General features: G+C 73.0%; 18 protein-coding genes. 10 read left to right on the forward strand and 8 right to left on the reverse strand.

All coding sequences use genetic code 11. The features are described from left to right. Positions 1–77: 77 nt before the first annotated feature. A complete protein-coding gene (gene dxs, locus AB0J33_RS11700) occupies positions 78–2,024 on the forward strand; it encodes a 1-deoxy-D-xylulose-5-phosphate synthase (RefSeq protein WP_363612462.1) in 1,947 nt (648 codons plus the stop codon). Positions 2,025–2,256: 232 nt separating this feature from the next. Here dxs and AB0J33_RS11705 read toward each other — a convergent pair whose 3' ends face one another. Continuing rightward, on the reverse strand, positions 2,257–3,411 hold the full coding sequence (locus tag AB0J33_RS11705) for a hypothetical protein (protein ID WP_363613176.1): 1,155 nt from the start codon (positions 3,409–3,411) through the stop codon (positions 2,257–2,259). A 308-nt stretch (positions 3,412–3,719) separates the two neighbouring features. Here AB0J33_RS11705 and AB0J33_RS11710 point away from each other — a divergent pair, with 308 nt between their 5' ends. Together AB0J33_RS11710 and AB0J33_RS11715 are read left to right on the forward strand one after the other, a co-directional pair. Then, complete coding sequence (locus AB0J33_RS11710; RefSeq protein WP_363613178.1) at positions 3,720–5,573, forward strand: hypothetical protein; 1,854 nt, start codon at positions 3,720–3,722, stop codon at positions 5,571–5,573. Continuing rightward, complete coding sequence (locus AB0J33_RS11715; RefSeq protein ID WP_363612464.1) at positions 5,573–7,369, forward strand: hypothetical protein; 1,797 nt, start codon at positions 5,573–5,575, stop codon at positions 7,367–7,369. Before AB0J33_RS11710 ends, AB0J33_RS11715 begins: the two co-directional genes overlap by 1 nt. Here AB0J33_RS11715 and AB0J33_RS11720 read toward each other — a convergent pair. Further along, positions 7,366–9,255 (reverse strand): hypothetical protein, encoded by a 1,890-nt coding sequence (locus AB0J33_RS11720; RefSeq protein WP_363613180.1) that lies wholly within the window; start codon positions 9,253–9,255, stop codon positions 7,366–7,368. The genes AB0J33_RS11715 and AB0J33_RS11720 overlap by 4 nt on opposite strands. A gap of 110 nt (positions 9,256–9,365) precedes the next feature. Between AB0J33_RS11720 and AB0J33_RS11725 the strand changes: the two genes are divergently transcribed. Further along, positions 9,366–10,637 (forward strand): PQQ-binding-like beta-propeller repeat protein, encoded by a 1,272-nt coding sequence (locus tag AB0J33_RS11725; protein ID WP_363612466.1) that lies wholly within the window; start codon positions 9,366–9,368, stop codon positions 10,635–10,637. On the opposite strand, the gene AB0J33_RS11730 is transcribed toward AB0J33_RS11725, so the two are convergent. After that, the gene (locus tag AB0J33_RS11730; RefSeq protein ID WP_363612468.1) at positions 10,638–11,789 is read right to left on the reverse strand and encodes a C39 family peptidase; all 1,152 of its coding nucleotides are present in this window, start codon (positions 11,787–11,789) and stop codon (positions 10,638–10,640) included. Between the two features lie 144 nt (positions 11,790–11,933). Between AB0J33_RS11730 and AB0J33_RS11735 the strand changes: the two genes are divergently transcribed. From AB0J33_RS11735 to AB0J33_RS11745, 3 genes are all read left to right on the forward strand, one after another. Next, positions 11,934–12,602: a response regulator transcription factor gene (locus AB0J33_RS11735; protein WP_363612470.1), complete on the forward strand. Its 669-nt coding sequence runs from the start codon at positions 11,934–11,936 to the stop codon at positions 12,600–12,602. Next, positions 12,599–13,774, forward strand: a complete 1,176-nt coding sequence (locus tag AB0J33_RS11740; RefSeq protein ID WP_363612472.1) for a HAMP domain-containing sensor histidine kinase — start codon at positions 12,599–12,601, stop codon at positions 13,772–13,774. The genes AB0J33_RS11735 and AB0J33_RS11740 overlap by 4 nt, the downstream gene beginning before the upstream one ends. A gap of 244 nt (positions 13,775–14,018) precedes the next feature. Beyond that, positions 14,019–14,408 carry a VOC family protein gene (locus AB0J33_RS11745; protein WP_363612474.1) on the forward strand — a complete coding sequence of 130 codons (390 nt, stop codon included), beginning with the start codon at positions 14,019–14,021 and terminating at the stop codon, positions 14,406–14,408. Between the two features lie 64 nt (positions 14,409–14,472). On the opposite strand, the gene AB0J33_RS11750 is transcribed toward AB0J33_RS11745, so the two are convergent. The 5 genes from AB0J33_RS11750 to AB0J33_RS11770 all read right to left on the reverse strand — a co-directional run bounded on the left by AB0J33_RS11750 (position 14,473) and on the right by AB0J33_RS11770 (position 20,912). Then, positions 14,473–15,276 (reverse strand): hypothetical protein, encoded by an 804-nt coding sequence (locus AB0J33_RS11750; RefSeq protein WP_363612476.1) that lies wholly within the window; start codon positions 15,274–15,276, stop codon positions 14,473–14,475. Positions 15,277–15,445: 169 nt separating this feature from the next. Continuing rightward, on the reverse strand, positions 15,446–17,506 hold the full coding sequence (locus tag AB0J33_RS11755; RefSeq protein ID WP_363612478.1) for a 3-hydroxyacyl-CoA dehydrogenase NAD-binding domain-containing protein: 2,061 nt from the start codon (positions 17,504–17,506) through the stop codon (positions 15,446–15,448). Next, positions 17,503–18,726 (reverse strand): thiolase family protein, encoded by a 1,224-nt coding sequence (locus tag AB0J33_RS11760; RefSeq protein WP_363612480.1) that lies wholly within the window; start codon positions 18,724–18,726, stop codon positions 17,503–17,505. The genes AB0J33_RS11755 and AB0J33_RS11760 overlap by 4 nt, the downstream gene beginning before the upstream one ends. A 192-nt stretch (positions 18,727–18,918) precedes the next feature. After that, the gene (locus AB0J33_RS11765) at positions 18,919–20,244 is read right to left on the reverse strand and encodes a ribonuclease D (protein ID WP_363612482.1); all 1,326 of its coding nucleotides are present in this window, start codon (positions 20,242–20,244) and stop codon (positions 18,919–18,921) included. A gap of 95 nt (positions 20,245–20,339) precedes the next feature. Continuing rightward, a complete protein-coding gene (locus AB0J33_RS11770; protein ID WP_363612484.1) occupies positions 20,340–20,912 on the reverse strand; it encodes a DUF3000 domain-containing protein in 573 nt (190 codons plus the stop codon). A gap of 149 nt (positions 20,913–21,061) precedes the next feature. Between AB0J33_RS11770 and hemE the strand changes: the two genes are divergently transcribed. Genes hemE through hemQ form a run of 3 tightly spaced genes read left to right on the forward strand, consistent with a single transcriptional unit; the run spans position 21,062 to position 24,273 of the window. Further along, positions 21,062–22,159, forward strand: coding sequence for a uroporphyrinogen decarboxylase (gene hemE / locus AB0J33_RS11775; RefSeq protein ID WP_363612486.1), 1,098 nt, complete (start codon positions 21,062–21,064; stop codon positions 22,157–22,159). A 6-nt stretch (positions 22,160–22,165) separates the two neighbouring features. Beyond that, entirely contained in the window at positions 22,166–23,575 is a 1,410-nt protein-coding gene (gene hemG / locus AB0J33_RS11780; RefSeq protein ID WP_363612488.1) for a protoporphyrinogen oxidase, read from the forward strand. Continuing rightward, positions 23,572–24,273 carry a hydrogen peroxide-dependent heme synthase gene (hemQ, locus tag AB0J33_RS11785; protein ID WP_363612490.1) on the forward strand — a complete coding sequence of 234 codons (702 nt, stop codon included), beginning with the start codon at positions 23,572–23,574 and terminating at the stop codon, positions 24,271–24,273. The genes hemG and hemQ overlap by 4 nt, the downstream gene beginning before the upstream one ends. Positions 24,274–24,374 lie beyond the last annotated feature (101 nt).

Raw genomic sequence — 24,374 nt, forward strand, 5'->3', positions numbered from 1 at the left:
CAGTGCCCTGCCCGGTCCGGGCGACCGGGGCTCGGGCCGAGCTGCGGAGTACCGGGCGGCCGATAGACTCTCCGGTCATGAGCGTTGAAGAGGACACGGCCAACCACGGCCGGCTGCTGGGGACGGTTCGCGGTCCGCAGGACGTCAAGCGGATGTCCGGCGAGGAACTGGACGTCCTCGCCGCCGAGATCCGGGACTTCCTGATCACCAAGGTCTCCCGTACCGGCGGGCACGTCGGGCCCAACCTCGGTGTGGTCGAGCTGACGCTCGCCATGCACCGCGTCTTCGACTCCCCCCGGGACCGGCTCCTGTTCGACACCGGCCACCAGGCGTACGTACACAAGATCATCACCGGGCGTCAGGCCGGCTTCGACAAGCTCCGCCAGCGCGGTGGCCTCTCCGGCTACCCCAGCCAGGCCGAGAGCGAGCACGACCTCATCGAGAACTCGCACGCCTCCACCGCGCTGTCCTACGCCGACGGCCTCGCCAAGGCGTACGCCCTGCGTGGTGAGGCGCGCAGCGTCGTGGCCGTGGTCGGCGACGGCGCGCTGACCGGCGGGATGTGCTGGGAGGCGTTGAACAACATCGCCACCGCCGGCAACCCCCTCGTGATCGTGGTCAACGACAACGGCCGCTCGTACGCTCCGACCATCGGCGGGCTGGCCGACCACCTCTCCTCGCTGCGGCTCAACCCCGGCTACGAGAAGGTCCTCGACACCGTCAAGGACGCCCTCGGCTCCACGCCGCTGGTCGGCCGACCGATGTACGAGGTGCTGCACGCGGTCAAGAAGGGGATCAAGGACGCGGTCGCCCCGCAGGCCATGTTCGAGGACCTCGGCATCAAGTACGTGGGCCCGGTGGACGGGCACGACGTCGCGGCGGTCGAGGTGGCGCTGCGGGCGGCGAAGAACTTCGGCGGCCCGGTGATCGTGCACGCGGTCACCCGCAAGGGCTACGGCTACCGTCCCGCCGAGGAGGACGACGCCGACTGCCTGCACGGCCCCGGCAGCGCCTTCGACGTGGAGACCGGCGCCCTGCTGGCCGCCCCGTCGGTGAAGTGGACGCACGTCTTCGCCGACGAGCTGCTGGCCGTCGCCGACGAACGCCCGGACGTGGTGGGCATCACCGCCGCCATGGCCGAGCCGACCGGCATCGCCAAGTTGGCCCGCAAGTACCCCGAGCGGGTGTACGACGTGGGCATCGCCGAGCAGCACGCGGCCACCTCGGCGGCCGGGTTGGCGCTCGGCGGCCTGCACCCGGTGGTCGCCGTCTACGCCACCTTCCTCAACCGCGCCTTCGACCAGGTCCTGCTGGACGTGGCGATGCACAAGCTGCCGGTGACCTTCGTGCTGGACCGGGCGGGCATCACCGGCCCGGACGGGCCCAGCCACTACGGCATCTGGGACATGTCGGTCTTCGGGGTGGTGCCCGGGCTGCGGATCGCCGCGCCGCGCGACGCCGCCACGCTGCGCGAGGAGCTGCGCGAGGCGGTGGCCGTCGACAACGGCCCGACCGTCGTGCGGTTCCCGACCGGCGCGGTCGCCGCGGACCTGCCGGCGCTGCGCCGGGTCGGCCCGGTCGACGTGCTGGCCGAGTCCGCCCGTACCGACGTGCTGCTCGTCGCCGTCGGCTCGTTCGGCCAGTTGGGCATGGAGGTGGCCGCCCGGGTCGCCGAGCAGGGCTACGGCGTCACCGTCGTCGACCCCCGCTGGGTGCGCCCGGTCCCGGCGGAGCTGGTCGAGCTGGCCGCCCGTCACCGGCTCGTGGTCAGCGTCGAGGACGGCGTCCGGGTCGGCGGGGTGGGCGACGCGCTCGCCCAGGCGATGCGCGACGCCGACGTCCGGGTGCCGCTCAAGGACCTCGGTGTGCCGGCCGACTGGCACCCGCACGGCACCCGCGCGCAGATCCTCGCCGATCTGGGCCTGACCGCCCAGGACGTGGCCCGCAACGTCACCGGCTGGATCTCCAGCCTGGACGCCACCCCGGACCGCCTCACCCCCAGCGACGCCGCCGCACAGAACTAACCCGAAACAAAAAGGGCGGGGCGGCAACCAACAATCCGCCACCCCGCCCCGCGCCGTGCCCCGCGCCACCCCCCGCCCGCCCTCCGCGCCCCGCCGCAGGGTCGATCAAGGACTTGTGGTGCCTCACAGAAGGGGCGAAAGGCCGCTTACTGCCCACCATTACTCCATGATCGACCCCGACGAGGGTGGGGCCGTCCGTGCGGGGGCGGGTGGGGTGGGGAGAGGGGCTGGGTTAGTGGGGGGAGATTGAGCGGTAGTGGGTTTTGTCGGTGTTGGCGAGGCTGTAGGTCTGGGAGCGGGACGGGGTGGGGATGACCGCCAGGCCGGGGCGCTCGACCAGCAGGGGAGTGCCCGGTGGGACGGACAGCGAGCTGTCCCGGGTGGGCCGCCAGCTCAGCACCACCAGCGGTTGCCCGGGCACCGGCAGTTGGTACGCCTGCAACGGCGTGGCCCGGTCGGCGGGTGAGACGACGGGCGCGCTCCCGTCGGCCGGCCGGTAGACCACCGCGGTCATCGCGCCGGCGTCGGTGTCCCAGCTGAGCTGCTGCAACTCGGCCGCCTCGCCGCCACCCAGGGCGACCTCGCCGAGCGAGCGCACCGTGAGTTTCGCCATCGGCCAGGACGTCGGCACCGAGCGGGGGGCGTCCCGGTCACCGATCCGGCGCGGGATGCTGCCGAACGGACCCCGATCGCCGGCCAGCACGCAGGTGTCCAGGCCGGCGAGCGCGCGACGGCCCGTACCGGACTCGTCGCGGACCAGCGGATAGCGCGGGTCGACGGTGCCGGTGCCCAGGTCGAGCAGCCGGTCGGCGGCCCGCCCGCGGGGCAACGACTCGGTGGTTCGCAGGGTGGCGGTCACCGCGACGGCCGTGCAGGACGGCACGTCGACCGGCGCGCTGAGTCCGTCGGCGATGGTCAACGTGCGGTTCTGTGGCCCGAGGAGGGTCTGCACCCGGGCCGAGACCAGGTAGCGCCGGCCGCCGGCCGTCTGCACCGGCAGCACGTCGGAGTAGACGAGGTAACCCGGGTCGGTGTATTCGGTGGCGCGGGTCACCGCGTACCGGTCGCCGTCGCGAGTGAGTTGCAGCAGCCAGGACGCGCTCTCGCCGGGCACGTCGGCGGCCACCAGCGCCACCGGGGCGCCGTCGACCCGACCGGAGAAGAGGATGCCGGACGACGGCAGGTGCGCGCGGTCGTCGGCCGGTGACCGCCAGTTGCGCACGGTCGCGGTGACCGCCGCCGTCGCCGTGGGGTCCGCGGAGAGGTCGCCGCGCGGCGGCCACACGGCGAGGGTGCCGTCCAGGCTGTCGTACCCGACGCGCAGGTCCTGCGGCTTCCGCTCGGCTACCGGACCGCAGGCCGTGCTGGCCAGCAGCGCGCTCAACAGGACGGGAAGCGCCCTGCCGTACCGACGGCCTGGAGTCACCTGGCCCGCCCCCGATCGCCTCGCCGTCGCTGTCGGAAAGCGCCATAGTACGAGATGTCCGGTGCCGACCCTCAGTTGGCCGGCACCGAACCCACCACAATGGACACCACCGGGGCTTTAGGCCGTTTTGGTTGCTCCGGTAGACTCCGCCGACTGTGACGCCTGCCGAGTCCCGCGCCCTGCCCGCGCCGCACCCGGAGGCGGCAGACGACTCCGCCGAGCTGGTGAGCTACCGCACACCGGTCGGCCTCTTCGCCGGCCCGCCCGCGCTGACCGGCTCCACCACCACAACAGACACGGTCGCAGCCCCGGCCGAGCCAGCAGCGTCGGCGGACAGCGCGGCCGAGGACGCGACCCCGACGTCGACGCGGGCGCGGTGGCGTCGGTGGACGCGGCGGCGGCAGCACCTGGCGGTGGGCGGGCTGTTCCTGCTCGCCGCGCTCTGGGTGACGAGCCGGATCTGGCTGGACCCGTCCGGCCGGGTGGCCTCGCTCTACACCGGTGACCCGGCTCAGGTGCAGTTCTTCCTCGCCCACTCGGTACGCGTGGTGCTGCACGGCGAATACCCGTTCTACACCGAACAGTTCAACTACCCCGACGGCGTCAACCTGATGGCCAACACGGCCGTGCTGGCGCTGGGCATCCCGATGGTCCCGGTGACGCTGCTGTTCGGGCCGGCGGTCTCCTTCGTGGTGCTTGTCACGCTCGGCCTCGCCGGCACCGCGATGGCCTGGTACCTCATGCTCTCCCGCCACCTGGTGCGTACGCCGCTCGCGGCGGCGGTGGGCGGCTGGTTCTGCGGGTTCTCGCCGGCCATGCTCTCGCACGCCAGTTGGCACCCGAACATCATCAGCCAGTTCCTGCTGCCGTTCATCGTCTGGCGCGTGCTGGTGCTCACCCGCTCCGGCAGACCGGTTCGGGACGGGGCGTTGCTCGCCCTGCTGGTCACCGCGCAGGCGTTCATCAACGAGGAGATCCTGCTCTTCACGGCGTTGGCCTGTGGCGTCTTCCTGTTGGCGGTGCTCGCCCAGGAACCGGCCCGGTGGTGGGCGGCGTGGCGGCCCCTGGGTGCCGGTGTGGCGACCTGCGCGGTGCTGGCCGGGGCGCTGCTGGCGTACCCCCTGTACGTGCAGTTCGCCGGGCCGATGGCCTACCACGGGCTCAGCGACGCGGTGCAGGACTACGGCAACGACATCGCCGCCTTCTTCGCCCCCGGCTCGCCCACGCTCGGCGGCAACCAACGCGCCAACATCAACCTGGCGCCCAACTACTCCGAGGAGAACGCCTTCTTCGGCTGGAGCCTGTCGCTGCTCGCCATCGGCATCGTGGTCTGGCTGCGTCGGGAGTTGATCGTCCGGGCGCTCGCGGTGACCGGCGTGTTCTTCGCCGTGCTGTCCCTCGGTGAGCGGGTGTCCTGGTGGGACCGGGAGCTGATCACCGGGCCGTGGCAGTGGTTGGTGCACCTGCCGCTGCTGGACGCCGTGGTGCCGACCCGGTTCGGTCTGATCACCAGTGTGGTGATCGGTCTGCTGCTCGCGCTCGCCGTCGAACGGGCCTGGGCGCTGCGTCCGGCCGAGCAACGTACCGTCCGCACGCTCACCGCCGCGGGCCTGGCGTTCGCGTTGCTGCCGATCGCACCGATGCCGCTGCGGATGGTCTCCCGCCCGCCGGTGCCGGACTTCATCACGGCCGACCGGTGGCGGGCGTACGTCGGGCCGGACCAGACGCTGGTGCCGATCCCGGTACCCAGCATGGGCAACACGCACGGCATGCGTTGGGCGGCGGCCACCAACCTCGACTTCAAGATCCCCGGTGGGTACTTCCTCGCGCCCCGCAACGGCAACACCGGTGACGCGGGCCGGTTCGGTGGTCGTCCCAGCGGGGTGGGCCAGATGCTGGAAGAGGTGGCGACCACCGGCCGTACGCCGAAGCTCGACGACCGGCAGCGTCGCCGGTTCACCGACGAGTTCCGGCACTGGCGGGCGGCGATCCTGGTGCTACCGGTGCGGCAGCAGAACGCCGAGCCGCTGCGACGTACCGTCGAGGAGCTGGTCGGCCCGGGCCGCCAGGAGTTGGATGTCTGGGTCTGGGACGTCCGGACGCTCACCGACCGTTCGGTCTGATGACCACCGGGACGACGTCCCCGAACACCTCGTCGCCGGCGGCGGTCGGCGCGTCCCGTCCAGCCTGGCCGCGGGACGCGCTGGTGGTGGCCGGCTATCTGGGCCTCGCCGTGCTGGTGACCAGCGGGCAGTGGGGTCATCCGTGGCGACTGTTCCACCAGGCCGGCGACCAGATCCTCTTCGAATGGATGTTGGCGCACGCGGCACACGCGGTCGCCGAGGGGGAGAACCCGCTCTACAGCGCCGGTTTGAACGCGCCGGACGGGATCAACCTGATGGCGAACACCTCGGTGCTCGGCCTCGGTGTCCCGCTGACTCCGGTCACCCTGCTCTTCGGTTCGCAGGTGGCGTTCTGCGTGGCGGTGGTCTGCTGCCTCGCTGGTACCGCAGCCGCCTGGTACGTGCTGCTGCGCCGCCGGTTGGTCACCACCCGGTCGGCGGCGGCGGTGGGCGGGCTGATCTGCGGATTCGCCCCGGGCATGATCGCGCAGGCGGGCGCGCATCTGCACGTCGCCGCGCAGTTCCTGGTGCCCGGGATCCTCGCCCTGGTGTTCCGGCCCGGCGCGGATGCGGGGCGCCCCGGCGGGTGGCGGGCCGGCGTGGGTCTCGGGCTGCTGCTCGTCTGGCAGGTCTTCATCGGCGAGGAGGTGCTGGTCTTCCTGGCCCTCGCGGCCGGGGTCTTCGCGCTGGCCTACGCGCTCGCTGACCGGGTGGCCGCCCGGCGGCTCGCGCCGGCTCTCTTCGGCCGGCTGGCGGTCGCGGCCGGGGTGGCGGCGGTGGCCCTGGCGTACCCGCTCTGGTTCCAGTTCCACGGCTCGCAGCACTACTCGGGCATGGCGTTCGCCACGCAGGGCTTCCAGCTGGACGTCGCCTCGTTCACCGCGTCGGCCCGGCAGACCGTGCTCGGTGACGACTGGTTGCCCGGGTTGCTGTCGCCCAACCCGACCGAGGAGAACTCGTTCTTCGGCCCGGGTCTGCTGGTGCTCGCCGTGGTGATCGTGATCTGGCAGTGGCGACGACCGCTGGTCCGGGCGCTGGCCGTCTGTGGCGTGGTGTTCGCCCTGCTCTCGCTCGGCGACGAGCTGCGGGTGGACGGTGACGCCACCGGCATTCCGGGCCCGTACCGGCTGGTCAGCGGGTTGCCACTGCTCGACCTCGCGGTGCCGGCCCGGTTCGCGCTGGTCTGCGTACCGGTGCTGGGTGTGCTGGTGGCGCTCTCCCTGGACCGGGTCCGGGCCGCCGACGGGCCGACCGCGACGCCGGGCCTGCCGGTGCGGCTGCTGTGGGCCGGCGCGGTCGCCGCCGCGTTGCTGCCCCTGGTGCCGACGCCGATCCGCGTGGTGCCGGTCGCGCCGGTGCCGGCGTTCATCGCCGCCGGTGGCTGGCGTCCGCTGGTGCCGCCCGGCCGGACGGTGGTCGCGGTGCCGCCGGTCACCGGTGCCGGGCGGAGCCCGGTGATGCTCTGGTCCGCCCGCAGCGGCCTGGCGTTTTCCGCGCCGGGCGGTTACTTCATCGGGCCGAGCGGCCCGGACGACCCGACGGCCCGCTGGGGCGCGCCGGACCGGCCGACGTCGGTGCTGCTGCGCCAGGTGGCCGACACCGGCGTGGCGCCGGTGCTCACCGACGCCGACCGCCGCCAGGCCGTCGAGGACCTGCGGCACTGGCGGGCCGCGGTGGTCGTACTCGGTCGGCTGGAGCACGGCGACCCGGTCCGTCGAACCGTCGACGACCTGCTCGGCCCCGGCCGGCCGGTCGACGGCGGGTGGTTGTGGGACGTGCGGGGTCGCGTCGACTAACCCACCAGGGCGCGGACGTCCCAGACCCAGACGTCGTCGACCCGCTGCGGTGGCCCGAGCAGCCCGGTGACCAGCTCGCGCAGCACCGCCTCGCGTGGGTGCGCCCCGAGCACCACCACCGACGCCTTCCAGAACCGCAGGTCCTCGACGGCCTGGCGGCGGTTCTCCTCGGTGAGCGCCGGAACCGCGTCCTTGTCCATCGTGGAGTAGATGAGCGAACTGGTCGGTCGGTTCGGCGCGCCGAAGACTCCCTCGCCCAGCTCGTTGGGGCCGATGAAGTAGCCGCCCGGGACGGGGAACTCCTGCCCGGTCAGGGCACTCCAGCGCAGCGTCGGCAGGCCGTGCACGTTGCTCGGGATCGGCACCGGCACCAGGGTGCGGCCCGCCGGCACGTACGGCCGCCAACCACCCGCGGTGATGAAGTGCGGCGGCGGGTCGATCTGCTGGGCGGGCAGCGGCCGTGGGAAGAGCGGCAGCACGGCGAGGGCGACCGCCGCGTACCCCACCGGGCGCAGCCACCGACGGCGGGCCGCGACCGGCGCGGCCGGCTCGTCGGACGCCGCCGGGGCCGCCTCGGCCACGCGCTGGGCCGGCACCCGCGGCCGGTCGGCCACCGGGCGCCCCTGCCGGTACGCGGCGTCCCAGGTCAACGCGAGCAGTACGCCCACCGCGCCGGCGACCACCAGCGCCAACCGGGTCGGCATCATCATCTCGACCAACGGCAGATCGTCCGACACGTACGACCACGGACCGCGTACACCGGTCTCCACACCGTCGAAGCGCACCCACGGCCCGATCGCGGCCACGGTGAACACCACGATGAGCACCGCGACGATCCGGGTGGCCAGCGAGCGGCGGACCAGCAGCACCAGGGCCACCACCGAGAGCAGCACCAGCGGCCAACCGAACCAGGTGTTCTGCTCGGTCAGACCGATCGTCTTCTCCACCGCCGGGTCACCGGCCCAGGTGTCCCGGGCGAAGGTGACGAAGGCGACCAGGTCCTCGCCCCAGTTGTGGAACACCCCGCCCTGTAGGCCCCGGTAGGACTGCGGGCCGTTGAACTGGAACCAGATCGGGTACGCGGTGAGCACCAGGGCCAGCCCGCCGGCGACACCCAGACCGGCCAGGAAGGTGCCGGCGGCGGCCCGGGTGGCCCTCGGCCGCTGCACGGCGTACGCCAGCACGATGACCAGGCAGGCCAACGCGGTGAGCAGCAACATCTCCTCGTTGATGAAGATCTGGTACGCCACCAGCGCCCCGAGTACGAGCCCGTTGCGCCGCCACCGGTCGGGCTCGGCCAGGGTCAGCACCCGCACCACGATCAGCGGAAGCAGGAAGTTGGACACGAAGTTCGGTTGGCCGTTGGCGTGGTGGATGATTCCCGGCGCGAAGCCGAGGAACGCGCCTCCGACGAACGCCGCCGCCCGGGAGCGCACCAGGTGGCGCGAGAGCATCCAGTACCCGGTGCCGGCGGTGGCCGCCAGCGCCGCACCCAGGTAGAGGGCGTACATCACCTGGGGGCCGAGCAGCATGGTCAGGGGGGCCAGCGGCAGGGTCACCCCGAGCAGTGAGGTGTTGGCCATCATGTTCACCCCGTCCGGGGCGTTCTGGCGGGCCGTGAAGAGCGGGTTCTCCAGGTGCCGCACCGAGTACGCGCCGTGCGCGAACAGCCACTCGAACCAGCTGTGGTCGGTGGGCAGGTGCGACGAGACCCGGCCGGTGACGTCACCCCAGTAGTTGAGGCAGACGAACACGCCCAGCAACACATAGGCTCCGAGGGCCAACAGGTCGGCTCGGGCCGGGCGGCGTCGGGGCCGCCGTGTCGGCTCGACCTCGGCCGGGTCGGCGTCGGTCAGGGATTTCAGCGAAGGGTCTACCACCGGCACGGCCACGACGCGCCATCGTACAGGCGAGGGTCCGTCGCTTTTGCCGGGCCGGTGTGCCCCACGGCCGGTTTGCCGTACGTTGCTCCCGTTACCCCATGATGGAGGGCCCGGTGATCGACCTCGGTGAGCTGCGGCACGGTTCGGACCCGGACCCGCTGTCCCGCCCGCCCCGCGCCAACGGCCGGTCGGTGCGCTACGCGCTGGCGCTGCTGCTGGTGCTGGTCACCGTGGGTGCCGCCGCTGTCCCACCGCCCCGCCGGACCATGGTGACCCTGCCGGCCCGACCTGGGGCTGACGTGCTGGTCGACGGTGATCTGTTGCTGGGCATCGAACCGATCGACGACACCCGGACGCTGCGACGGCGGCTGGCCGCGTACCGGCTGCCCGGCGGCGCCCCGGTCTGGCAGGCGTCGCTGCCCGGCGAGGCCCGGTACTGGGGGATCGTCCCGCTGGCGGGGATGCTGCTGGTCACCGGGTACGAGATCGGCCCGGACAGTCAGAGCAGCGTGACGGTGGCGCTGGACCGGGCGACCGGGGCGTACCGGTGGCAGCAGCCGGGCAGCGCCACCCCGCTGGCCGACGGCAGCCTGCTGCTCCAGTCCGGCGGCGAGGGCCAGCCGGTGAGCGTGCGGACGGTCGATGCCTGCTGCGGCACCGTGCGGTGGCAGTTGCCCGCCGCCGCGAACGTCGAGGTTCAGCACAGCGGGCCGGGAGCCGCCCGGGTGGTGCTCCACCAGCGCAACGGGCCGACCGAGGTACGAGACACGGCCACCGGCGCGGTGCTGGCCCGCGCCGACCTGCGCCCACCCGACGGCGGGCCACTCACCTTCGTGCAGGTCATCGACGACCTGCTGGTGACCGTCGGCGGCGAGCCGACCACGGTCACCGGATACGGGCTCGACCGGCTGGACCGCCGCTGGACCAGCACGGGCGTCCGGGTCGAGTTCGTGGCGGACTGCGGCCCCGTCCTGTGTCTGCGCACCGGCGCCAACGAACTACAGGCGATCGACATCGCGACCGGCCAGCTGCGCTGGCGCAGCGAACGCTGGCGGTGGGGCTGGCCGTTCGACGGGCGGCTGATGGTCAGCGCGAACGAGGGCGGTGCGGTGGAGCACTACCTCGTGCTCGATGCGCTGACCGGCCGGCTGGAGGCCGACCTGGGTCAGTGGGTGCTGTTCCAGCTCGGCATCGGCGGCCGGCTGCTGGGCGTACGCCGGCACCCCGACAGCGGGGTGATCGTCGGTGAGCTGGACATCCGCGCCGGGAAGGTGCGCATCCTGGACGTGCTGCCGGAAGCCGTCGGGGACTGTCAGGCGATCGTGGATCACCTGCTCTGCGCCACCCCGAACGGCCCGTACCAGCTCTGGACGTTGCCGGACTGATCACCAGTTCGGCTGGGCGGGCGGCGGGGGCAGCCGCACCGACGCGGGTCGCAGCACGTACGCCACCCCACCGCTGCCGCGCTGCCAGACCGCCTCGAACCCCTGCCGGGGCACGGTACGACGGACCGCCTCGTCGTCCGGGGCGTACGGGTCGTTGAGCACCGGGTCGCCGCCGGCGGTGAAGCCGACCAGCACCATCAGGTGCCCTCCGGTGTCGTACCCGAGCCCCGGCACCTCGTCGGCCCGGAACGCGGCCGAGACGATCAGTGGGATACCGGCGGCGACGAACGCCTCCGCCTCGGCCAGCGACCGCAGTCGGGTGACGAACGCGTCCACTCCGTGCAGGCCGGCGTACGCGGTGTTGAACGGCCAGTTGCCGGCCCCGGCGTACGCGTGGTCGTAACAGTGCCGGGCGGCGTGCACCACCACCGGACGCGGGCCGGACGGCTGCACCCAGGCGTAGTGCTCCGGCGTCGGCTCGGCCCCCCAGTAGGCGAGCACCATCGAGGTGCAGGTGGGGCTGCACCAGGAGTCGCCGCCGCCACCCCACTGCGGGTACTGCCCGGCGTGCAGCCGCTGGGAGTAGCGGGGCACGTCCAGCACGATCCCACGGGCGGCGGTCGAGGCGGGTTCCCGCTCGTACCCCTGGTGGCTCGGGGTCGGCCCGGTGGCGACCGCGCCGATGCTGCGCAGCACCGGGCCGTTCGGGCTGCCGGCGGGCCGGCACAGGGTCACCCGCGCCTGCCACCCGGTGACTGTCGCTCCGGTCACGATCAGGGTGTCGGTGTCGACCCGGGCGGCGGCGTCGCGCTGGCCGGGCACCGAGGTGCGTCGTACCGCGCGGTCGTCGGCCGCCCAGCGGGCCAGCCGGTACCAGCCGGTGCTGGGCGCGTCGTCGTGCCAACCGCGCAGGTCGACCTCGATCCAGCAGCCGTCCGGGGTGTCGGCGGTCCAGGACGGCACCACCTCGTCGACGACGAACCCGACCCGTACCGGCGGTGACGTCCAGGTGCCCCGCCGATCCACGCCGCCGAGGGCGAGCCCCCGGTGGGTGGCGAGCAGGGCGTCGCCGCCCCCGCTGCTGGTGTCGGCCGGCAGGTGGAAACCCCGGTAGGCGATGTCCCTCCAGGTGGGCGGTGCCGCAGTGGTCATGCCAGGTCCGTCCCGTCGCTCGGTGCCGGCGGACAGCATCGCGTACGCCGTGGTGGCCCGCAACGCCGACCGGCGCGGGCGGCGAGGGACGATTGTTGCCGGCCGGCACTAGGTTGTCGGTGGTCAGCAGCGAGGAGGCCGGGGATGCGGGTACTGGTGGTGGAGGACGAGCGCAACCTCGCCGACGCGATCGCGCGCGGGTTGCGCAAGCGGGGGATGGCGGTCGACGTGGCGTACGACGGCGATGCCGGACACGAGGCGGCGTTCGTCACGCGGTACGACGTGGTGGTGCTCGACCGCGACCTGCCGGGTGTGCACGGCGACCAGATCTGCGCCGATCTGGCGGCCTCCGGCGCGCTGACCCGGGTGCTGATGCTCACCGCCAGCGGCACCGTGGCCGACCGGGTGGAGGGGTTGCAGCTCGGCGCGGACGACTACCTGCCCAAACCGTTCGCCTTCGACGAGTTGGTCGCCCGGGTGCAGGCGCTGGGCCGGCGGGCCACCCCGGCCGCGCCGCCGGTGCTGGAACTCGCCGACCTGGTGCTCGACCCGGCCCGCCGGGTGGCCACCCGCGCCGGCCTGCCGGTGGAGCTCACCAACAAGGAGTTCGGGGTGCTCAGCGAGCTGCTCAAGGCACGCGGCGCGGTGGTTTCCAGCGAGGAGCTGCTGGAGCGGGTCTGGGACGCGAACACCGATCCGTTCACCACCATCGTCCGGGTCACCGTGATGACGTTGCGCAAGAAGCTCGGCGACCCGCCGCTGATCGAGACGGTGGTCGGCGCGGGCTACCGCACCGCCGAGGCGGCACGGTGAGCAGGCGGTTGCGGCCCACCCTCAGGTTGCGGCTGACCCTGCTCAACGGCGTGCTGCTGATCGGCGCCGGGGCCATCCTGGTGTTGTTGGCCTGGCTGCTGGTCCGTGACGCGTTGCGCCCCACCGACGAGTTGGTGCCCGGCACGACCGTGTTGCTCTCCGACGGCCGGGAGATGGACGCCGCCCAGTGGCAGCGGCAGTTGGTCGATGCCGCCTCCGGGGAACTGCTGGCCAAGGGGCTGGTCGCGCTGGTGGCGATCAGCGTGGTCGGGGTGGCCGGCGCGTACGCGGTGGCCGGTCGTGCGCTGCGCCCGCTGCACCAGGTCACGGCGACCGCGCAGCGGCTCGGTGAGGCGACCCTGGACCAGCGGATCGGTTACTCGGGCGCCGACGACGAGGTGGCCGAGCTGGCCAAGACGTTCGACGCCATGCTGGACCGGATCGCGTCCGCCTTCGAGGCGCAGAAGCGCTTCGTGGCGAACGCCTCGCACGAGCTGCGTACCCCGCTCGCCGTGATGCGTACGGAGATCGACGTGACGCTCAGCGACGACGACGCGGACGCCGCCGAGTACCGACGGATGGCGACCGTGGTCCGGGACGCCTCCGAGCGGGCCAACGGACTGGTGGACGCCCTGCTGGTGCTGGCCCGCAGCGAGGCGCAGGCCGGGCGGCAGCTGGGCCGGCGTACCGAGTGTGACCTCGCCGCGGGCACCGCCAACGCGTTGTCGGCGATGCGCCGCGAGGTGGAACGGATCGGCCTGCGGGTGCAGACGTCGCTGGAGTCCGCGCCGGTCGTCGGCGACCCGGGGCTGCTCGACCGGTTGGCCGGGAACCTGATCGAGAACGCGGTCCGCTACAACCACCTGCACGGCCGGCTCTGGGTGCGTACCGGCACCGACGGCGACCGGTCCTGGCTGGTGGTGGGCAACACCGGCTTCGAGGTGGATCAGGCGGACGTGCCGGGGTTGTTCGAGCCGTTCCGCCGTGGTGGCCGGGAACGCACCGGCGCGCGGGGTTCCGGCCTGGGGCTGTCCATCGTCCGGGCGGTCTGCGACGCGCACGGCGGTAGCGTGCGGGTGGTCGCGCAGCCCGGTGGTGGTCTGGAGGTGACGGTCACCCTGCCGTCGGCGGACGCCCCGGTGGTGCCCGGCACGGTGCCCACCGCCGGCTGATCGGGGTTGCGCACGCCGTTCGGCCGATGGCAAGATCGCGTCGTCAGCTTGAGCGGAAGGGGGTGCGTCGATGTCCACCATGTCCAACTCCGCGCCCCGGGTGAGCGCCGGCTGACTCCCGGAGGCGGAGCGTCCCCGTACGAGCCGGGCGCTGATCGCCCACCCGAACGGAAATCAGTTCCTCACGTGGTGCGCCGCGCCCGGAAACGGGGCCGCACCACGTCACCCACCGTGGAGGACCACCGTGAGTTCGACCATTCACAACATCAGCTTCGACTGTGCCGACACGTACGCCCTCGCCGGCTTCTGGGCGCAGGTCTTCGAGTGCCCACGCCAGCCCGACGACTTCCCCGGCGACCCGGAGGCGATGCTCCTGCCGCCGGGCGGACCGGAGGTGCTGTTCATCGCCGTGCCCGAGGGCAAGACGGTGAAGAACCGGCTGCACCTGGACCTGCAACCCGCCGACCGGACCCGGGCGGAGGAGGTCGAGCGGCTGCTCGGCATCGGCGCGACGCTCGTCGACGACCAGACCCGACCGGACGGCACCGGCTGGGTGGTGCTCGCCGACCCGGAGGGCAACGAGTTCTGCGTGCTGCGCAGCGCCGCCGAGCGCGCGGCGACGTCGGCCGGGTAACTCGCGCCACGGCACGGGGCCCCGGCCACCCCGAGGGGTGGCCGGGGCCCCGGACCGGTGCAGCTCAGGACTGTTGCTCGACCTGGCCCCGGATCGTGGTGAACTCGGCCTTCGCCTGGTCGGCGGACTTGAAGTACATCACCACCATGCCCAGGCTGCCCCGGTCGGCCCAGACGCAGATGCCCAGCGGAACGCTCTGGGCCTTGCCGTCGCCACAGCGGGCCTCACCGCCGAGCGGGCCGGCGTCGACGGTCGCCATGTCGCCCACCGTCAGCTCGGTGGCGAGCCCTGTCACGTAGTCGTCGAGCGCCTTCGTCAGGTCCGTCAGCAGCCCCGACACGCCCGTGATCATGACGAGGTCCTGCTTCGTCGGGTCGCCGTAGAAGGCGGCGACCGTGCTGGTCTCGTTCTGTGCCTTCGATTTCATCCCGGTGACCGCCTGGTCGGCGGCGTTCTGCAGCTCGGGGTCGGTGAGCTTCGGCCGGCCGGCGAGGGTGGCCGGCGCGACCACCCGGGTCCTGCTGGCATCGACGACGGCGCTCACGTCGTCCTTCACGACGAACCAGGTGATCGCCACGCCGCCGAGGCAGAGCACCAGCACCACGGCCAACACGATCAGCACGATCTTGCCGACGTTCGACTTCTTCGCCGGGGGCGGGCCGCCGGCCAGGTTCGGGTCACCGTAGGGGAAACCCGGCTGCGCGGGTGGGAAGCCACCGGGCTGCGCGGGTGGGAAGCCACCGGGCTGCTGTGGCTGTCCCTGCTGCTGCTGCGGCGGCGGCCATCCGCCAGGCTGCTGGCCCGGCTGCTGCGGCTGGTGGGGCGAATCGTGCGGCGGGCCGTAGGGATTGGCCGGCGGCTGGGACATCAGTCAGCTCCAAGATGGGGGTGCAAAGCGCGTGATCCTAACCCGGTGTGGAGCTGACCGTTGTCCCCGCGTACACCCGGATCCGGAACCTGTTGATCACAAACGGTCGCGGTGGCCGGCCGTCCACGAGGGACGGTCCGACCACCGCGACGGTGGTGCTGCGATTCGCTCAGGCGGGCAGGCTCGCCGCTCCGGGCGGCAGGAACCGCTGGCCGGTGACCCGCTCGGAGGTGCCGGTCCGATCCAGGTACGGCGTGACGCCACCCAGGTGGAACGGCCAACCGGCGCCCAGGATCATGCACAGGTCGATGTCCTGCGCCTCGGCGACCACACCCTCGTCCAGCATCAGCCGGATCTCCTGGGCGAGCGCGTCGAGCGCGTTCTGTCGTACCTGCTCGGCGGTCAACGGCTGGTCACCCACGACGAGCAGCTTGGCCACCTCCTCGTTGACCTGGTCGTCGACCACGAGCGGTTGGCCCGAGTCGGCGATGCGCTTGAGGTTCTCGCTGACCCCGAACCGGTCCGGGTACGCGGCGTGCAGGGTGCCGCCCACGTGGTACGCGACGGCCGGCCCGACCAGCTGGAGCAGGGCGAGCGGACGCATCGGCAGGCCCAGCGGGTCCAGTGCGCTGTTCGCCACGTCCAGCGGGGTGCCGGCGTCGACGGCCGCGAAGACGGTGCCCAGGAATCGGGTGAGCAGCCGGTTCACCACGAACGCCGGAGCGTCCTTGACCAGCACGCTCGACTTCTTGAGCTGCTTGCCGACCGCGAACGCGGTGGCCAGGGTGACGTCGTCGGTGCGTTCGCCCCGGACGATCTCCAACAGCGGCAGCACCGCCACCGGATTGAAGAAGTGGAAGCCGACCACCCGCTCCGGGTGCTCCAACTCGGCGGCCATCTCGGTGATCGACAACGAGCTGGTGTTGGTGGCGAGCACCGCCTCCGGGGAGACGATCTTCTCCAGCTCGGCCCAGACCTGCTTCTTGACGCCCAGGTCCTCGAAGACCGCTTCGATGACGAAGTCGGCGTCCGCGAAGGCAGACTTGTCGACCGTGCCGCTGACCAGGCCGTACAGCTTGGCGGCGGTGTTCTTGTCCATCCGGCCCTTGGTGACGGCCTTCTCGATCTGGGTGTGCACGTAGCCGACGCCCTTGTCCACCCGGGACTGGTCGAGGTCGGTCAGCACCACCGGCACCTGGAGGCGGCGGGCGAACAGCAGCGCCAGCTGGCTGGCCATCAGGCCGGCGCCGACGATGCCGACCTTGGTGATCGTGCGGGCCAGTCCCTTGTCCGGTGCGCCGGCCGGGCGCTTGGCCCGCCGCTGCACCAGGTCGAACGCGTACAGGCCGCTGCGCAGCTCCTCGGAGAAGACCAGGTCCGCGAGGGCCTCGTCCTCGGCGGCGGTGCCGGCGGCGAAGTCGGCGTCCTTCGCCGTCTCCAGCAGGTCCAGCGCCTTGTACGCGGCCGGAACCGCGCCGTGCAGCCGCTGGTTCAGCGTCTCCCGGGCGAAGTAGAGCACGCCCGCCCACATGTCCTTGTCGACCTCTGGCCGGGTCACCGTGACCTGACCGCGGACCACCCCGGCGGCCCACTCCAGGGACCGTTCGAGGAAGTCGGCCGGCTCCAACAGGATGTCCGCGATGCCCAGCTCGGCGGCCTGCTTCGGCTTGAGCATCTTGTTCTGCATCAGCGGGTTCTGGATGATCACCTGGGTCGCGGCGGGGATGCCGATCAGGTTCGGCAGTAGTTGCGTGCCGCCCCAGCCGGGCACCAGACCGAGGGACACCTCGGGCAGCGCCAGGGCCGTCGCGCCGCCGGAGAGCGTCCGGTAGTGGCAGTGCAGCGCCAGCTCCAGGCCACCGCCCATCGCCGCGCCGTTGACGAACGCGAACGTGGGGACGGTGCTGTCCTTGAGGCGGGCGAAGACCCGGTGACCGAGCCGGCCGATCTCCAGCGCCTGCTCGCGGTCGGCGAGCTGCGGCAGGCCGACGATGTCGGCGCCCACGCAGAAGATGTACGGCTTGCCGGTGATCGCGATGAACGCCGGGTCCGCCGCGAGCGCGGCCGTGATCGCCTCGTCCAGGCTGGTCAGCCCACCCGGACCGAAGGTGTTCGGCTTGGTGTGGTCGAAGCCGTTGTCAAGCGTGATCAGGGCGGCGGGACGGTCCAGCCCCGGTACGTTCACCGGACGCAGCAGCGCCCGGGTGACGACCTCGTTCGGTGCCTTCACTTGTTGCCACCCTCCCCCTGAGCAGGCTTGCTGGACCCCGTCCAGTGTGGGTTCTCCCAGATGACCGTGCCGCCCATGCCGATGCCGATGCACATCGCGGTGAGGCCGTAGCGGACCTCGGGGTGCTCGGCGAACTGGCGGGCCAGCTGGGTCATCAGCCGTACGCCGGAGGAGGCGAGGGGGTGACCGATGGCGATCGCGCCGCCCCACGGGTTGACCCGCGCGTCGTCGTCGGCGATGCCGAAGTGGTCGAGGAAGGCGAGCACCTGCACGGCGAACGCCTCGTTCAGCTCGAACAGGCCGATGTCGTCGATGCCGAGCCCGGCCAGGCGCAGGGCCTTCTCCGTCGACGGGATCGGGCCGACGCCCATCACCTCCGGCTCCACGCCGACGAAGCCGAACGACACCAGCCGCATGGCGACCGGCAGACCCAGCTCGCGGGCGGTGGCCTCGTCGGCCAGCAGACTCGCGGTGGCACCGTCGTTCAGGCCGGCCGCGTTGCCCGCGGTGACCTTGCCGTGTGGGCGGAACGGGGTCTTCAGGGTGCCCAGCTTTTCCAGCGAGGTGTCCCGGGGGGCCTCGTCCACCGTGGCGAGACCCCAGCCGCCCTCCGCGTCGCGGATCGACATCGGCACCAGGTCGTCCTGGAGCTTGCCGTTGGCGTACGCCTTGGCGGTCTTCTGCTGCGACGCGAGCGCGAACGCGTCGGTGCGTGCCTTGGTGATGTGCGGGACCAGGTCGTGCAGGTTCTCCGCGGTGGCGCCCATCACCAGCGCGGACGGGTCGACCAGTTTCTCCGCGATGATGCGCGGGTTGGGGTCGACGCCCTCACCCATCGGGTGCCGGCCCATGTGCTCGACGCCACCGGCGATGGCGACGTCGTACGCGCCCATGGCGATGCCGCTGGCCACGGTGGTCACCGCGGTCATCGCCCCCGCGCACATCCGGTCGATGGCGAAGCCGGGAACGGTCTTGGGGAGCCCGGCCAGCAGGGCGGCGGTGCGGCCGATGGTGAGGCCCTGGTCGCCGATCTGGGTGGTGGCCGCGATGGCGACCTCCTCGACCCGCTCCGGGGGCAGCTGCGGGTTACGACGCAGTAGTTCCCGGATGCAGCGGATCACCAGGTCGTCGGCGCGGGTGTTGGCGTACATGCCACCCGCCTTGCCGAACGGGGTACGGACGCCGTCGACGAAGACGACGTCGCGAACTTCACGGGGCACTTGAGCCTCCTATTCGACCGTGACTCGGCCTTCGCGCCGGGCGGGCACGCCGGACCGAACGGGGGTCGCCGACACGGGCACGTTTCCCCCGGATGCTACTCGCCAGTAACCATCAGCGCCCCCACCCCCCGCTGTGGCCCACCCCACACCCAGCCCAGCCCCACGCCCCCGGGCCAGGCCAGCTTCCGACGATCAGGACGTTGACGGGGGAGTTAGGGCTTCGGTCAGATCGGGGGTGAGGAGGCCGATCTGCCATTCGCGCGCGTTGAGGCCGCGCAGCGTCTCCGCGACCGTCTCGTCGGTGATCTCCTCCGGCGGGGTCCAGGCCAGTCGACGGACCGAATCCGGGGTGATCAGGTTCTCCGGCGGGAGGTTGTGCGCGCCGGCGATCCGGATCACGACCTCCCGGCAGCGGGCCAGCCGACCGGCCGCCACCGGGTCCCGTTCGGCCCAGCGGTGCGGCGGGGGCGGGCCCTCCACGGCCGGCGAGACCGGCAGGGAATCCTCCGGCAACTGCCGGGCGTCGTCGAGCGCGGCGAGCCAGGTGCGGGCCAACCGACGAACCGACCGACCACCGAAACCGGGGAGGGTCAGCAGGGTCTTCTCGTCCCTCGGGTCCAGCTCGGCCGCGGCGATGATCGCCGAGTCGGGCAGCACCCGACCGGGCGCGGCGTCCCGCCGGGCGGCGATCTGGTCCCGGGCGTACCACATCGAGCGGACCCGGGCCTGGGCCCGCGCCCCCCGCAGCCGGTGGATGCCCGAGGTGCGCCGCCACGGTTCCGCGCGCACCCGCGGCGGGCGGGCCCCGGTACGGACCAGCGCGGCGAACTCCTCCGCGGCCCAGGCCGACTTGCCCTGCCGGGTCAACTCGGCGTCGAGCGCGTCCCGCAGGTCGGTGAGCAGTTCCACGTCGAGAGCGGCGTACGTCAGCCACGACTCGGGAAGCGGTCGGCTCGACCAGTCGGCCGCCGAGTGGTGCTTCTCCAGGGTGAACCCGAGCAGCTGCTCGGTCAGCGCGGCCAGCCCGACGCGTTCGAAGCCGGCCAGCCGCGCCGCCAGCTCGGTGTCGAACAGTCGACGTGGGCGCAACCCCACCTCGGCCAGGCAGGGCAGATCCTGGCTGGCCGCGTGCAGCACCCACTCGGCCTCGCCGATCACCGCGTCCAGCGCGCTGAGGTCGGGCAGCGGTAGCGGGTCGATAAGCGCCGTACCCGCGCCGGCCCGGCGCAGTTGCACCAGGTACGCGCGCTGGCTGTAGCGGTAGCCGGAAGCCCGCTCGGCGTCCAGGGCGACCGGGCCGGTGCCCGCCGCGAAGCGGGCCACGACCTCGGCAAGCTCGGCCGGAGCGGCCACCGGCTCGGGGGTGCCGTCACGCGGGGCGATCAGCGGAACGGGCCCACCGTCGGCCGGTTCGGCCCCCTCGCCCGCCGGCTGCGGCTGGGCCGACGGCGGGTGTTGGGGTGCGTTTCCCGGAAGTTCCTCGGTGGGCCGACGGCGCAGGGGTGGTTCGTCGGTCACCTGCCAACCCTAGTGCGCGCGGAGATCCGGCGGGTGCAGCCGGTCCGGCGTGTGTCGAGCAGGTGTCCGCGAAGTGTCCTTCCGGACGCCGACCATCAGGCTGCGCCGGCGGGACGGCGGTCGGAGAGGGCGGTGACGCCGGGTGGGGGGAGGCCGGCGGTGGAGGCGAGCAGCGCGCACCAGCCGAGCAGGTGCGGGGTCAGGCCGTCGTCGATCGGTGTCCAGGAGGCGCGGATCTCGATGTCGCCGATGGTGGGTGGCCCGGCAAGGTCGCCGAACCGGGTCGACATGGTCTGCGTCACCGTCCCGCCGATCGCCCGGTAACCGGCGTCCTGCGCGTCCAACGCGTCGGTCAGCCACGTCCAACCGACCCCGGGAAGCAGCGGGTCGGCGGCCAGGTCGACCTCCAACTCGGCGGTCACGTAGGTCACCAACCGCAGGGTGCCCTGCCACGCCTCGTGCCCGGCCGGGTTGTGCAGCAGGATCAGCCGGCCGGTCGCCACCTCGTCGTCGTCGCGCAGCACGGTCGCGGAGAGCGCGAACGCGTACGGGGCCAGCCGCTGGGGGGCGCCGACCTCCTCCAGGGTGATCTCCGGCCGAGGGGCGGCCGACCGCAGCCCGGCGACCGCGCGGGCGAACGTCTCCGGGAGCGCGATCGGGGGGGCCATGTCGGCAGCCTATGCCGACGCCCGCCGCCCGCTTCGACGGCGCGCCGACGCTCACCCAGGGGCCCCTGCGCCAACACGGCGGTAAGGAACGGTGCCCTTCCTCTCACCCCCACCCGGTTTCCGGTGGCGGGCGTGGCACGATTGCGGCGATGACCACGGACACCACGGGCACTGTCGCCCGAGACGGAGATTCCCGCCCCGGCGGACCGGCAGACTCGCCCTTCATCCGGGCGTGCCGACGTCGGCCCGTCCCGCGCACCCCGGTCTGGTTCATGCGCCAGGCGGGCCGCTCCCTCCCCGAGTACCGGGAGATCCGGGCGAGCGTGCCGATGCTGGAGTCCTGCCGCCGCCCGGAGCTGGTCACCGAGATCACCCTCCAGCCGGTGCGCCGACACGGCGTGGACGCCGCCATCCTGTTCAGCGACATCGTGGTGCCCGTCGCCGCGGCCGGGATCGACCTGGACATTGTGCCGGGCACCGGCCCGGTGGTGGCCGAGCCGATCCGCGCCGCCGCCGACGTGGAGCGGATCCGACCGATCACCCGCGACGACGTCTCGTACGTCGACGAGGCCGTCCGGCAGTTGGTGGTCGAGCTGGGCGACACCCCGCTCATCGGGTTCGCCGGTGCGCCGTTCACCCTCGCGAGCTACCTGGTGGAGGGCGGGCCGTCGCGTACCCACGCGAAGACCAAGGCCCTGATGTACGGCGATCCCGAGCTGTGGCACGCCCTCTGCGCCCGGCTGGCCGACGTGACGCTCGCCTTCCTGCGGGTGCAGATCGAGGCCGGCGTCTCCGCCGTGCAGCTGTTCGACTCGTGGGCCGGCGCGCTCTCCGAGGCCGACTACCGCCGCTTCGTGTTGCCGCACTCGACCACCGTGCTCAGCGGGCTGGCCAGCGCCGGGGTGCCCCGGATCCACTTCGGGGTGGGCACCGCCGAACTGCTCGGCGCGATGGGCGAGGCCGGCGCGGACGTGGTCGGCGTCGACTGGCGTACGCCGCTGGACGTGGCGACCGGCCGGATCGGCCCGGACAAGACGGTGCAGGGCAACCTGGACCCGTGCGTGCTGCTCGCGCCGTGGCCGGTGGTGGAGGCCGAGGTGCGCCGCATCCTGACCCAGGGCCGGGCCGCCCCCGGGCACGTGTTCAACCTCGGCCACGGGGTGCTGCCGGAGACCGACCCGGACGTGCTGACCCGGGTGGTCGCGCTGGTGCACGAGCTTTCCAGCCGCCGGGCCGACCAGGGCTGACCGACGATGCGGCAGCCCTGGCGGGTGGCGGTGGTCGGCGGCGGGATCGCCGGGCTGGCCGCCGCGGTCCGGCTGCGCGACCGCGCTCCGGCCGGCACCGAGATCACGGTGTACGAGCAGTCCGGCGCGTTGGGCGGCAAGCTGCGTACCGGGGAGTTGGCCGGTCAGCCGGTGGAGTTCGGCGCGGAGTCGTTCCTGATGCGCGACCCCACCGGCGCCGAGAGCGCGGCGGTGGCGTTGGCCCGCCGGCTCGGCCTGGCCGAGAAGATCGTGCACCCCACGGTGGGGCAGGCCGCGCTGGTCATCGACGGGGGGCTGCGCCCCATCCCGGGCGGCACCCTGGTGGGCGTACCCGGGGATCTGGATCGGGTGGCCACGGTCGCCCGCCCGGCCGCGGACGCCGACACCGACGGAGGTCGGCCGCTGGTCGGGCCGGACGCGGACGTCTCGGTGGGCGCGCTGGTCCGGTCCCGCTTCGGGGACGAGGTGGTCGACCGACTCGTCGACCCGATGCTGGGCGGCGTGTACGCCGGCCGCGCGGACGATCTCTCCCTGGTCACGACGATGCCGGCGCTGGCCCGCGCGGCGCGGGTGGAACACACCCTCACCGGGGCGGTTCGGGCCGCGCAGGCCGCCGCGCCGCGTGCGCCCGGCGCACCGGTCTTCGGGACCCTGGCCGGTGGGCTGACCACGCTGGTCGAGGCGGCGGTGACGGCCAGCGGCGCGACGGTACGCCGCGACGCCGCCGTGCGGGAGTTGGCCGCGACCGGCACCGGCTGGCGGCTCACCGTCGGCCCGACCCGGGACCCCGAGTTGGTGGACGTGGACGCCGTGGTGCTGGCGGTGCCGGCGCGACCGGCGGCGCGGCTGCTCGCCGGTCCCGCGCCGGAGGTGGCGGCGGGCGTCGGTGCGTTGGACTACGCGAGCGTCGCGCTGGTCAGCATGGTGTTGCCGCAGCCGCGACTGCCGGAGCTGTCCGGGTTCCTGGTGCCCAGCACCGAGGGCCTGCTGATCAAGGCGGCGACCTTCTTCACCACCAAGTGGGGGCACCTGCGCCGGCCGGACGGGTTGGCCCTGGTGCGCGCCTCGGTGGGCCGGTACGGCGAGGAGGCGCATTTGCAGCGCCCCGACGCGGACCTGGCGGCCACCGTGCACCGCGAGCTGTCGGCGGTGCTCGGCATCCCACTGCCCGCCCCGGTCGACGGGCACGTGCAGCGGTGGGGCGGGGCGTTGCCGCAGTACGCGCCGGGGCACGCCGACCGGCTCGCCGCCGCGCGGACGGCGTTGCGGGCCGCGCACCCCACAGTGGTCCTCGCCGGCGCCGGCTACGACGGGGTCGGCATTCCGGTCTGCGTCCGCTCCGGTGAGACGGCGGCCGAAGAGATCATCACAGCACTGGGAGGATCGGCGAGATGACCGAGCAGACCAACGCGGCCCGGTTGCGGGAGCTGAACGACAGCATCCGCTACACGATGTGGTCGGTGTTCCGGGCCAGCTCCCCGCTGCCGTCGCTGCGGGACAACGTCACCGGCGAGGTCGAGTCCCTCTTCGACGAGCTGGCCGGCAAGGACGTCGTGATCCGGGGCGTGTACGACGTCTCCGGCCTGCGCGCCGACGCGGACGTGATGATCTGGTGGCACTCGGCGTCCAGTGACGCGCTCCAGGACGCGTACCTGCGGTTCCGCCGCACCACGCTGGGGCGGGCGCTGACCCCGGTGTGGTCGCAGATGGCGCTGCACCGGCCGGCGGAGTTCAACAAGAGCCACATCCCGGCCTTCCTCGCCGGTGAGGAGGCCCGCCCCTACCTCTGCGTCTACCCGTTCGTCCGCTCGTACGAGTGGTACCTGCTGCCCGACGCCGAGCGGCGTGAGCTGCTGGCCGAGCACGGCAAGATGGCCCGCGGCTACCCGGACGTACGGGCCAACACGGTCGCCTCGTTCGCGCTCGGCGACTACGAGTGGATGCTCGCCTTCGAGGCCGACGAGCTGCACCGGATCGTCGACCTGATGCGGGACCTGCGCGCCTCCGGGGCCCGCCGGCACGTCCGCGAGGAGGTGCCGTTCTACACCGGCCGCCGCCGCTCGGTAGCCGAGATCGTCAACTGTCTGGTCTGACCGTCGGGCGCGGGCCGGTGGAGCATGGCCCGTTCGCGGATGGGTCGCCGGCGCCGCCGTGTTTCCGCCGACCGGCGCCGCACCCCCGCCCGGGTGCGGCG

It is taken from the genome of Micromonospora sp. NPDC049645, from assembly GCF_040675155.1.
Classification (GTDB): domain Bacteria; phylum Actinomycetota; class Actinomycetes; order Mycobacteriales; family Micromonosporaceae; genus Micromonospora.